The sequence below is a fragment of the Thomasclavelia ramosa DSM 1402 genome (assembly GCF_014131695.1).
Classification (GTDB): domain Bacteria; phylum Bacillota_I; class Bacilli_A; order Erysipelotrichales; family Coprobacillaceae; genus Thomasclavelia; species Thomasclavelia ramosa.
Genome location: NZ_CP036346.1, coordinates 2,257,374 through 2,270,157 on the forward strand (window position 1 = coordinate 2,257,374; position 12,784 = coordinate 2,270,157).

The following is a 12,784-nucleotide window of genomic DNA, read 5'->3' on the forward strand; positions in this document are numbered from 1 at the left end:
TAAAGTGTATCCTAAGATAATGGCAAGTATTCCGGCTTAGATTCATCGTCTTAACACCTTCCCAGTTTTCACCAGTGGTCTATCGTCTTAACTCCTCATTACGGCGGCGGGACCGCTCTTGCTTCTAACAAGATTCCTTATTAATGTACAACAACCATTAAATATGCGTTATTAAATTACTTTAATTATACAATAAAGAATCAAAAATGGAAGTTAAACTTCCATTTTTCGACTAATGATCTGATTTAAAATACTAGATCTTTAATTTTATTATCTCCTGCCAGCATTATTGGATGAATAAAAATAACCTCATCATCTTTATTAACTATTTTCTTCAATCTAATTTAAATAATCTCTAAATAACTCATCTTGATAATTTTACCGCATTGTATTAGCTACATAACTTGCATCTTTTGTTTATTGATCATACGGTGTGACAAGTGATACTTTTCTTAACCTTGCTTGATATTTGATTTAATTACTGTTTAGCCATGTTACTTCATGAATTTAATGTTGTATATTAAATTCAATAATATAATATTCTAATTAACAATTCTTTTAGTGTCGAGATTGGAAGTATACCTACCTTATCAGCTCCTAAATCTTTTTAGATTTAAAGCCTTTTTCTTAACAATCATAAAACCATCTCTTTTTATTCTATCAATACTGTAAAAAATCCTTTAATACAATTTTAAATATGAATTTACGACATTTTTTTAAGCGTTTGCCCATAATCAGTTACCCATTACTCCTCCGGCAATGAGATTCTAAACAGCTTAATATCCACTTCATAACAGCAGTACATATTATTTCTGATACGTGAACCAACATCGTTACAAAAAGCAATAATTTTCTAGTCACAGACTTACATATCTCAATATGATCTTAGACAACCCTGCCAACGTTATAAACACCTTCTGTTCATAGCGCAGATAAAACTCTCCTAAAAAATTGTCTGGTAGTTTAATTATCATTTTCCGTAATAATTAATTTTTCTCCATAAAAAAAGGTTAAATTGAAAATTTTTTTCAATTTAACCATACTCTTATAACTCTTTTTTTCTTGCCACTACCATAAAACGATGAGTCGTTAATTCAAAATATTTCTTATCTTTGATCTGTTTCAACACATGACTATAAAAATTCATAAAACGATCTTGAGTAATATCAGCTTTAGTGATTCCTTTCATGAACTGAATAAATGATGCCAGCGTGTCAAAACGAACATACCCATGTTCTTCCACACTATCAATAATCTCCAAACCAATGTCACTCAATGTCTGACAACTAGCCTCACGATCCCAACGACCATGTAACTTAAAAGGTAAGAAAATATTGATCAATTCTTTATAATTATCACTACCCATTTGATTAACAATAATATACCCACCTGGTTTTACGACCCGATACAAATCATACTTATCATAATTAGATAATTCATTAACAATGACATCGATTCGCTCATCTTTAAATGGTAATTTCCCTTCATTTGTTAATTTTGTTACTTTAACATTGCGATCAGCTAATTTTTCTTCAGCTTTTTCATATTGAGCTTCTACAACATATGTAAGTGGTGGTAAATGTTCAAAAGCAGCAACATATTCTCCCCCATCAAATGAGATAGTCGCTAAATGAGTGTCATCATTAAAATAACGGGCGGCAATCTCATGGCTTGAATAAGTTGGTAAACTTTGCTGTACCAGCGCATTAGCTGTTTCATTCATCGCTTTGGCAATTTCTGATTTCATCAATAAAGCCTCATTGATTTTCTTCCTAAAACGGATTTTATTGTAATAAAATCCAATATACTGGCTAATCCCATCACAAATAACTCCAACTGCGATAAATCCTAACATTTCAACAAACCATTCAGTTGTAAACATCGCCTGAACTGACGCAATAGCATAACATATCACACACATAAAGATAATACTTTTTGTTCGAGTATACTTAAACGGTTCATTTAATTTAGTATACCAGCTTAAAATACTTTTCTTTTGTGCCGTTCTACCTTCTAACTCACAAAAAATCAATTTGATTGCTGTCAACATTACTGCCAACGAAATAAGCATGTAAATATAATATTCCATTTCTTTACCTCTTATAAATTTTCTCGCCTTTCAATGAATAATAAGCATCACCATCAACTGTTACAAAATACCCTTTTTCATTGAATTCTAAATCACCTTCAACTGAGAAAACCACTTCATTTTCATTCATATCATAAATATAACTGCTTCCACTCTTGTTGAAGATACCATAAACTACATCATTATACACAAAGGTTGTCCCTTCGTCCATAAAATAGTCATTAATTACTTTATTTCCTTCTACATCAAATACTTCATACTTACTGCCAGTAGTATATCCAGCATAATATTTTTCACCTAAATACATAATTCGTACATATTGTTCAGATACTTTTTTGCCTTTATTATTAATTAAATAATATTTATCTTCTTTTTTAGAAACGACAGCAAGATTATTTTCATCAAAAGCTTCAGCACTCTTATAAGATTCCTTTATTGCTTCCTTACCATCAAAACCATAATATTGGTAACCTTCATCACGCACATACACCGGGAAAATCTTACTCTTTGTAAATGATGCCATTGGGTCTAACTGAATCCCATTTACCTCTATTTCTTTACCATCATTAACGAATTTATGTGGTCCGTAAATCATTTCTTTATTCTTTACAACATAATTTTTATAGTTACGATAGTAACTGTTTGATGTTACTGTTTCACCATCTTTGTTAAATAAATATGTAGTTTGATTTTTTACTCCAATAATATTTTTTGAATTATCATAATATAAATCATCTAATTCAAGTGTTGTAGTAAAAATTATTTTTCCTTCTAAATCCAATGCATTGATCTCATGAGTTTTACGATTATAAAGCAAATAACCTTTTTTACTACTATGATCCATCAACTGATTATTGCCACCAATCTTGATTCCTTCAATATGCTTTTCATTAACTAAATTGTAAATAGATGAGGTCTTTTCAAAATTAATAACCGCATAATCACTATCAACTGTATATGCACTTATAATCTTCTCCTTACTCTTTTTTAATACCTCACCATCATTATATAAAACAATATATTCTTTACCTTGATGAATAACCGGTAACCCGAATAAAGAAATCTCTGTTTTTTTATCTTCCTTGTATAATTCTTTTCCTTCACCATCTAAAATACTAATTTTTTCATTCTTATCATAACCAACAATCATATTTCCAATTGATTCTAGTTTATCATATTTTCCTAATTTGATTGCTTCTTCACCATCACGAAGAAGATATCCATACTTTTTATCCTTAATTACAATATAACCAGAACTTCCAACTTCTTCATACTTATCATAAATAAATTCAGTCTGCTTATCACCTTCATAATCCATAAGCGCATATTTTTCTTTATTATTAGCTACAAACAATGTTTGATCGTTATCTATATTTGAACATCCTGTTAGCATTAAAAATGCTAATAAACCAGCTGTAATTTTTTTCATTTTTTTCACTCCTTCAAAACAAAATAATTATAGCATGTTTTTTGTCGATAAACCACAAACCTTTGATGATAATAAAACAAAAAACGATAATCTAAATTATCGTTTCTTGCTTTGGATATATTTTTGGATATTATATTAAGACTACTCAATAACTAATGGTTCTTCGTTATTTACAGATTTACCATCTTTTGTAGTCGCAACGTAATAAACTGATGAAGTTTCTGGTGTATAATATATTTGCAACGTATCAACAGTTGAAATTTTAACTCCCTGTGATTTAACGTCCTCTTTTACCAATTTTTCAATATCAGTTGCTGTTACGTTTTTCCCATGATATTGTACTTCTACGATTGCTTTCATCTTTAAATAATTCCCCCGTTTCTTCTTGAATCAATAATATCATATTCAAGCCAAATATGCAAATTTTATAGTGTTAATCATCATTTTTTAAGAATTAACGATAAAAATATTATCTTTTTTTAGAAAATTCCTACAAAGTTTGTCTAACAAAATTGAATAAAAAAGAAAAAACAGAAAATCGAAATTTCCTGCTTTATGAATTATTTTGTTTTAAACGGTTTTGTTGTTTACGTGCTTGTTCTGTTAAATAACGTTTTCTCAAACGAATGTTTTCAGGTGTTACTTCAACTAATTCATCATCATTAATATAATCTAAGCAAGCTTCTAAGTTAAATGTCCGAGGTCTTTTTAAAACAACTGTTGAGTCTTTTGATGAAGAACGGGTATTTGTTAGTTGTTTACCTTTTGTAACATTAACTACTAAATCATTGTCACGACTATGTTCACCAACGATCATCCCTTCATAAACATCAACACCAGGACCAATAAACATAACTCCACGATCTTCAACCCCACCTAAAGCATAGGCTGTAGTTTGACCATTATCTATCGAAACTAAAACACCAAGTGATCTTTCTCCAACTGATTCACCTTCCATTGGGCGATATTCTAAGAATGAATGAGAAATAATTCCATAACCTTTTGTCATTGTTAAAAAGTTTGTCATAAAACCAATCATCCCTCTTGAAGGAATTGTATATGTGACACTTGTTTGTCCTTCATTACTAACCATATTTTCAAGTACACCTCGACGATATCCTAATGATTCTATAACATTACCAATACAGTCATCGGGTGCTTCAATATTAACTTCTTCATATGGTTCACAAAGTACACCGTCAATCTCTTTAATAATTACTTTTGGTTTAGAAACTTGAAGTTCATATCCTTCGCGACGCATATTTTCAATTAATATCGACAAATGCAACTCTCCCCGTCCAGAAACGATCCATTCTTCACTGTTAGGAATTCTTTCAATCTTTAAAGATACATCACGGTTAGTTTCTTTAAATAAACGTTCTTCAATTTGACGAGCTGTTACAAATTTTCCATCTTGACCTGCAAATGGCGAAGTATTAGTACCAAAAACCATTTGAATAGTTGGTTCATCTACTTTTAATAATGGTAAAGCTTCTTCTTTTCCCGTAGTACATACAGTCTCACCAACACCGATATCAGCTAAACCAGCAATCGCCACAATATCTCCAGCCCCTGCTTCTTCAATTTCAATTCGATGCAAGCCAATAAAACCAAATAATTTTTGGATTCTAAATTGACTGTGTGAACCATCAGCACGAACACAAGTTACGCTTTCATTAACTCGTATTTTACCACGTTGAATTCGTCCAACACCGATTCTTCCCACATAATCATTATAATCTAATAAAGCCGGCTGGAATTGTAATGGTCCTTCTTCATCAACTAATGGTTCTGGAATCTCATCAATGATCATATCAAACAAACAGTCCATACTTGGTTCTTGAGTTGATAAATCAGGGTCCAAACTAGAAGTTCCTTGTAATGCTGAAGCATAGACAGTCGGGAATTCTAACTGATCATCATCAGCTCCTAATTCCATAAATAATTCTAATACTTCATCCATTACTTCCTGAATTCTTACTACTGGACGATCTACTTTATTAATTACTACGATTGGTTTTACTTTAGCTGCTAATGCTTTCTTTAAAACAAAACGTGTTTGAGGCATTGTTCCCTCATAAGCATCGACCACTAATAATACCCCATCAACCATATTCATGATTCTTTCAACTTCACCACCGAAATCGGCATGACCAGGAGTATCCATAATATTGATGCGATAATCCTTATAATTGATGGCTGTATTTTTAGCCAATATAGTAATTCCACGCTCACGTTCAATGGCATTACTATCCATTGCACGTTCTGCTATTTGTTCATTATCTCTAAATGTACCCGATAATTTTAATAATTGATCTACAAGTGTTGTTTTACCGTGATCGACATGGGCAATAATCGCAATATTTCTTATCTTCATTTACTCAACCTCTCTTATAACTTCATCATTATATCACAGAATTGTATTTTGTCATTATTTTTTTTAATTGATATAAAAATGGGCTTAAATAGCCCTTAATTTCATTTTTTGTCATTGAATTCAATCAACGATGATTCCCAATAAACTAGCTAAAGCGATTGCCTGATACATATCAACATGGATTCCTTTTAAACTATAATCATCGATTCTAATTCCCTCAATATTAGTGGTCTTAAAGTCCATCCCTTTTAAGCTTGTTTTAAATACCTCTCCAGCAATAAAACTAACTTGTTTAAAAACAAGATTTTTAACATTCACTTCCATAAAACTACTTTCATCTAATGTACTATCATTAAACTCAACACAACGAATATTTCCAAGACTAATATTCATATAGCGTCCTTGTACTCCCTCAAATAAAAGATCTTGTAAAGAACAGTCAATAAAATTTAGCCCTGTCATCTTACAGTTAATAAAGTGACAACGATGGATACTAACCTTATTAAATTCTAAATTTGATAAATCACAGTTTTCAAAAATACAATCTGTTATATGAGTATTAACTAATTCGATCATATTAAAATCAATCTTAATAAATTTACATTCCTCAATCGTTAAATTTTTAATTGGAATAACTTGTTGAGGATTTTCATTAAATAAACACTGATAATAATTATCTTCTATTTCATGAAATGAACACTTATTTAAATCATGAATTACCGGCTCTCTTCTTTTCATCTTACACCTCACCTGATTATTATAAGCATAGCTTATCTTTATTGTAAAGATTCTTTGTATATCATTTTAAACTCCCAGCAAATTGTAGTATCCTATAAGTATAAGGAGGTGGTTTAATGAAACTAGTTGAATTAATTACAACACCTGAATGTCAGCATATTTACCAGCGTTATTTTAAGATTGTTGCCACCCCTAAACCACCGCATCAAATTACCTCAAAACAGATTTATCAAGAGATCGTAGCATACTACAATGGCAGTATTCAAAATGTTTTAGATATTTTATGTTATGACGAAATCGTTTTCTTACAAAATTTTGAAAAAACCAAAAGTTATCGTAAAGATATCCCTACAATCAATACATTGATCAACAAATGCTTACTAATTAAAAATCCTAATAATAATAACTATTTAGAAATCCCTGAAGACATAAAGATAAATGTTATTAATGCTGTAGAACAAGCGGATATTGACAAGGTCATTCAAATAGATCAAATCAATGAATTATTGATTGGTATTCTAGCCATTAGAGGTATTATTGAACCACAAGAATTAGTAAATATTTATCATAGTTATGATCCTTCACTTTCACGTAATGAAGTAAACACTCATTTAGATACAAATCACTATCTATTTCAGCATTACTTTATTTATCAAGGGGAAACTGAATTATTATTAGCTTATGAGCCATATCGGCCGATTATCCAAAAAATTGAACAGCTCCAAACATTAGTAAAAAAAACTCCTGCGGCTTATACCGCCAAACAATTAAGAACGATCGCTAAATATGGCTTTGACTTAAGTGAACCAGCCATCACTAACCTCTATGAAGCAGTCGAACAAATTGATAATCTTTTTGTAAGAGAATTATTTAGAGATAGTATTATGCTTTTTTGTCAAATTCATGGTGACCTTAACGATTTGATTTATATGATTAATGAATTAAAAATTACAAATAATCAAGTTATTGAACATCTTGAAAAGAATTTACGTGCTGCAGTTCCTTTAATTCATAGTGCTGCTTTTTATGGATTATCCCCGTATGATTACTATTTGACAATCAACAAAGATTCTTATTTCAGTGAGCAAGAGAGTTCTACCTTTTATCAGCTGTATTTAAGTTTATTAGAGTATACTAACCAAGTTTTTAAAATTACAGATATTTCAATGAAAAATCTTGATTATATTGAGCAAGATGATTTTTCTCAAATTCGAACCTTACTATTTGATAATCCAAATATAATCGACCACTATATCAGTGAAAATCCTGAGCACCTAACCAATTATGAACTGACTATTATTAATGATTTTAAAGCTGGCTTTATTGATGACTTTTTAATTTTAACAAATCTTGATGACTATACGCTCGTTAGTAATGAAACTGGTGTTTATGCTATTTATGGGCTTGTTAATCATCTTAAAGAAATTTATCCTAATTCAACTTTGCCCCAGGTCTGTAATTTAGCACTGCTCCCCTATCGACACAAGATTGTATTTGATGGATTGTTAGAAGATCGCCAGTCTATTTTACCTCATAAACAAATTCGTACATACAGCCATGACGATATAATCTACGAACTTCCGCATACGCTCTTAAACTAAAAAACCCATAACGGGTTTTTTATTCATTAATGATTCGATTACTAGCTAAATAAGTCGCTAAATAATAACCTCCATATACAATTACAATAAAGATCGTCGTAACCAAGATGTTATCAGCGATATTAATGCTGACCATCAAACTAATAATATAATTTATTTCTTTTAGTGCAACAAAACTATGAATTAAAGCTACGATTAATGGAAACATAAATGTGATTCCAATTTGAACTAAAAGGCTTCTATTTACCATTGGTTTACTTGCACCTAACTGTCCTAAGATACGATAACGTTCTTTATTATCAGAAGATTCTGATAATTGTTCAATTGCTAACACAGTACCACTTGCAAGTGCAAATACAATTCCTAAATACAGTCCAACAAAAGTAAACAAAGCACTCGTTCCAATTCCCGATTGCCCTAATCCAATCCGGGTAAAACTAATAACTGTTGGACTGCTTTCAGTCCTTAACTGTTCATTAAAAGATTTAAGCAAATCTTGGAATTGTTCCTCACATTCTTCCTTATCACCTTGATAGTCTGCCACTAGATAAGTTAAATAACTTTCTTGTTCTTCCACATATTTATTTGCAATCTGGTCATTTACAACAACAAACCCTTCATTGCCGCTATCGTTAGTAATTGCCAATTCTACTGCTTGATCCGTATTACTTTGAAGCGTAGTATCTCCTATTTTGATTGTACTATCGCCAGCTAGAAACTTATTATAATATTCAAGTGCTACAGGATAAGTTGCTACTAATTCATATTGATTATTAGCCAATTGTATTTTTTGATCTTCTTTACCATTTAATTCCATGATTTTATTAAAATCACTTTCTTTGATTACACGCATCGGTTGATTTTTTACTGCTTCTATATTAGTATAAGCATTATCTTTTGAATCAATAAAAATACCTTGTTTTAATCCTTGTAAATTAAGATAATTGAACTGATAATCCTCTTTGATGATTTGTTGATACACCGGTTCCTGTTTAAATCTTTCAATAATTTCAGTATTACTAGAAAATACAGTAACATCACTTGGGCTATTTCCCTCATAAGTAGTGTTCATTGCTGAGGCCATCGCTAAAGACGATGATAATATCCCGATCGTTAACAATAACATTAAGGAAATAACTGTTGTAGAAATAACATGTGTATTAATCTTATTATTTACTTGTTTTAATACAAACATATTCAGACCATTATAATAAGTCTTTTTGCGCATTTGAACAACTTTTAATAAAAAACCTGATACTGATAAGAAAAACAAGAAAGTTCCAATCGTCCCCAGAATAATCATGATCAAAAAATCAGAACCCACAACATATAAAGCGCCATCATACAATAACTTATATGCGTACCCAATCAAAACAATAGAGATAATAAAAATAATAAAAATTAACCAGCCATTTTTTATTTTAACCTTTTCATTTTTGCGATTTGCATATAATAAATCAATCAACTTAAATCGATTTAGTGTGATAATATTGAAAATCATTACAATAATATAAATAAATCCAAAATTAATAATCGCTGATAAAAGTGCTCCACTAGAAAAAACAAATGTAAATTTGGTCATATCAGCTTCAAACAATTTTGCAGTAAAAATTGATAACAATTGAGATAAGCCAATTCCTAAGAGTAAACCGATTCCTAATGAAATCACTCCAACAATAACTGTTTCAAGTACTAAAATCGTAGATACTTTTAACTTTGACATTCCTAAAGTCATATAAATACCGATTTCTTTTTTTCGGCGTTTAATTAAGAAATTATTTGCATAAACAATTAAAAATCCTAAAACTACCGAAACAAAAACCGAAATATATGATAAAACATTTACTAAAGACTGCACAATTTCCATTGTTGATTTGCTAATTGACATCATTGCTGTTTGACTATCAATCGAATTAAAGATATAAAATATAGCAACAGCAATAACTAGTGTAATAAAATAAATTGAGTAATCTTTTATACTCTTTTTAATATTTCTAAGTGCTAAACTAAATAACTTCATTTAGTTCACCACCTAATAATGTTTGAACATCCATAATACTATTAAAGAACATTTTACGAGAATTATCACCTTTAACAATTTCGTTAAAGATTTTACCATCTTTGATAAAGATTACTCGATCAGCATAACTAGCTGTAAATGAATCATGAGTAACCATCAAAATTGTTGCATTCAATTTTTCATTTAACGCATTCAAACTATCTAATAACATTCTTGCTGATTTACTATCAAGAGCTCCAGTTGGTTCATCCGCTAAAATCAAATCAGGATTAGTAACGATAGCTCTAGCACAAGCAACTCTTTGTTTTTGACCACCAGATAATTCATATGGATACTTTGATAAAATTTCTTTGATTCCTAAAGCTGCTGCAACCTTGTTTACTTTCTCATCTACTTTTTTATAATCTGATTTTTGAATCGTTAAAGCCAAAGCAATATTTTCAAATGAAGTCAATGTATCTAAAAGATTAAAATCTTGAAAGATAAAGCCTAACGAATCCCTTCTAAACTTTGTTAATTTATATCCCTTTAGTTTAGTAATGTCAGCATCCTTTAAATAAATATGACCACTAGTAACTTTATCAATCGTTGAAATACAATTTAGTAAAGTACTTTTCCCACTACCACTAGCCCCCATAATGGCTACAAACTCACCACCGTTAACATCGAAACTAATATTATCGACAGCCTTTGTAATGTTGTTTTTATTTCCATAATATTTTTCAATTTTTTCAATTCTTAAAATTTTTTCCATTTCTCTTCACCTCAACAACTATTATAGCCGTCATAATAATTTCTACCATCGAATAAAATAACATAACCTTACATTATTGTAAGGTTATGTGTGAGCTGTACGGAAAAACCAAAGTTACTACCGTACCATGTGAATTTGAATCTATTTTAATTTCATGATTTAATCGATAACATAATTTTTTACATAAATATAAACCAATTCCCGTACTCTTTTGTTTAGTTCGTCCCGTTGTTCCCGTAAATCCTTTATCAAAAACACGATTCAATTCATTTTCTAAGATTCCAATTCCATTATCTTTTATCATTAATTCAACACGATCTTTATATTGTTTTGCAAATAGTTTAATTATTGGTGTTTCATCAACATATTTAATTGCATTATTAATAATCTGATTTAAAATGAACTCTAACCATTTTTTATCACTAGCAACATCTATTTCAAGATTCTCTAATTCAATTTTAACATGTTTATTGATTAAATCTTTTTTATTACGTTTAATTACTGAATTAACTAATTCACTAAGTTTAACATCTTTAATTAAATAGTCTTTTTCAACATTCTCACTTCGAGCATAAAAGAGTACTTGTTCAACATAATTATCTATCTTTATGAGTTCTTCTTTAATACTCTCATTAACTGGATTTAGATTATTTTCAATAATCATTTGACTTGTAGCTACAGGTGTTTTTACTTCATGACACCACATCTCAATATACTCTTTGAGTTCACTTTGTCGATAAATTGCATCATTTAAATGTTCTTTCATTGATTTATCAATTTCATAAATACAGTTAACCATAATTTTACCATCTAGAAAATGAGGATTTCCAATCAATTCAGTAATAAGATACTTTTCATCAAGATGATCTAAGATTCCTATCAAATTATTATAAAAATTTCTACGCCGAAAAAAATTATACATTAATACTACTACAAATGAGCTAATGAGCAGAAGTGGAATGTAGACTACTAAAAAAGTTGGACAATTAAAAACTGCCAAAATCAACATTACCAAACAAGTCACAGAAATCATTACTGTAACCGTAATGATTTCATCTTTTAAATAATCAAATAATCTCATAAAATGATATACCCCTGACCACGTCTAGTATGAATTACATCATTTAAACCAATATCCTCTAACTTTTTACGTAAGCGATTAATATTAACAGTCAATGTATTATCATCCACAAACATATCACTATCCCATAAATATGCCATTAATTCTTCTCGAGATTTAATTTTCCCACGGTGCAGTAATAAAAAGTAAAATATTTTTAACTCATTTTTTGATAATTCAATCACTTTATTTTTATCAATAATACTACTTTTAGATACATCTAATTTTATCTTTTCATAACTAATCAAAACATCACTTGTAGGCTGTGTTCGTTTTAAGACCGCTTCGATTCGGGCCAATAAAATTAATGGATTATACGGTTTCGTGACAAAATCATCAGCACCATAATTAATACACATCAATTCATCCATCTCATTGTTGCGACTAGTTACAATAATAATTGGTTTACTTGAATTCTTACGATATTCTTTGCATAAAAACTGTCCATTTACATTGGGAAGATTAATATCCAATAAAATTAAATCCCCATCAAACTGATTCATTTGTTCTAAAGTATTTTCAAAAGACTCAATTACTTTAGTCAAATATCCATTATTATTTAAATATACTTCCAGTTCTTGGCGCAATTTAACTTCGTCTTCAATAATCAATATTTCTGCCATTATTATGACCTCCTAGATACAATTATACACAAG

Annotated in this window: 10 protein-coding genes and 1 riboswitch; of the genes, 1 reads left to right on the plus strand and 9 read right to left on the minus strand. The window is 29.8% G+C overall.

Annotation, left to right across the window (positions count from 1 at the left end):
- Window positions 1–4 precede the first annotated feature (4 nt).
- Window positions 5–174, minus strand: a riboswitch (cobalamin riboswitch).
- Between the two features lie 871 nt (window positions 175–1,045).
- From EYR00_RS10925 to EYR00_RS10945, 5 genes are all read right to left on the minus strand, one after another.
- Window positions 1,046–2,089 carry a class I SAM-dependent methyltransferase gene (locus EYR00_RS10925; RefSeq protein ID WP_008791340.1) on the minus strand — a complete coding sequence of 348 codons (1,044 nt, stop codon included), beginning with the start codon at window positions 2,087–2,089 and terminating at the stop codon, window positions 1,046–1,048.
- Window positions 2,090–2,093: 4 nt separating this feature from the next.
- Window positions 2,094–3,518 carry a hypothetical protein gene (locus EYR00_RS10930; protein WP_003536213.1) on the minus strand — a complete coding sequence of 475 codons (1,425 nt, stop codon included), beginning with the start codon at window positions 3,516–3,518 and terminating at the stop codon, window positions 2,094–2,096.
- 141 nt (window positions 3,519–3,659) lie between these two features.
- Window positions 3,660–3,878, minus strand: coding sequence for a DUF6465 family protein (locus tag EYR00_RS10935; protein ID WP_003536211.1), 219 nt, complete (start codon window positions 3,876–3,878; stop codon window positions 3,660–3,662).
- 193 nt (window positions 3,879–4,071) lie between these two features.
- Complete coding sequence (gene typA, locus EYR00_RS10940) at window positions 4,072–5,895, minus strand: translational GTPase TypA (protein ID WP_003536209.1); 1,824 nt, start codon at window positions 5,893–5,895, stop codon at window positions 4,072–4,074.
- Between the two features lie 120 nt (window positions 5,896–6,015).
- Complete coding sequence (locus EYR00_RS10945; RefSeq protein WP_003536208.1) at window positions 6,016–6,633, minus strand: pentapeptide repeat-containing protein; 618 nt, start codon at window positions 6,631–6,633, stop codon at window positions 6,016–6,018.
- Window positions 6,634–6,749: 116 nt separating this feature from the next.
- Here EYR00_RS10945 and EYR00_RS10950 point away from each other — a divergent pair, with 116 nt between their 5' ends.
- Complete coding sequence (locus EYR00_RS10950; protein WP_003536207.1) at window positions 6,750–8,234, plus strand: hypothetical protein; 1,485 nt, start codon at window positions 6,750–6,752, stop codon at window positions 8,232–8,234.
- 19 nt (window positions 8,235–8,253) lie between these two features.
- Here the strand turns inward: EYR00_RS10950 and EYR00_RS10955 are convergent, their stop codons facing one another.
- The 4 genes from EYR00_RS10955 to EYR00_RS10970 all read right to left on the minus strand — a co-directional run bounded on the left by EYR00_RS10955 (window position 8,254) and on the right by EYR00_RS10970 (window position 12,751).
- Window positions 8,254–10,254, minus strand: coding sequence for an FtsX-like permease family protein (locus EYR00_RS10955; RefSeq protein WP_003536206.1), 2,001 nt, complete (start codon window positions 10,252–10,254; stop codon window positions 8,254–8,256).
- On the minus strand, window positions 10,241–11,008 hold the full coding sequence (locus EYR00_RS10960) for an ABC transporter ATP-binding protein (RefSeq protein ID WP_003536205.1): 768 nt from the start codon (window positions 11,006–11,008) through the stop codon (window positions 10,241–10,243). Before EYR00_RS10960 ends, EYR00_RS10955 begins: the two co-directional genes overlap by 14 nt.
- A 73-nt stretch (window positions 11,009–11,081) precedes the next feature.
- Window positions 11,082–12,089, minus strand: coding sequence for a sensor histidine kinase (locus EYR00_RS10965; RefSeq protein ID WP_003536204.1), 1,008 nt, complete (start codon window positions 12,087–12,089; stop codon window positions 11,082–11,084).
- Complete coding sequence (locus EYR00_RS10970) at window positions 12,086–12,751, minus strand: response regulator transcription factor (RefSeq protein WP_003536203.1); 666 nt, start codon at window positions 12,749–12,751, stop codon at window positions 12,086–12,088. The genes EYR00_RS10965 and EYR00_RS10970 overlap by 4 nt, the downstream gene beginning before the upstream one ends.
- Between the last annotated feature and the right edge of the window lie 33 nt (window positions 12,752–12,784).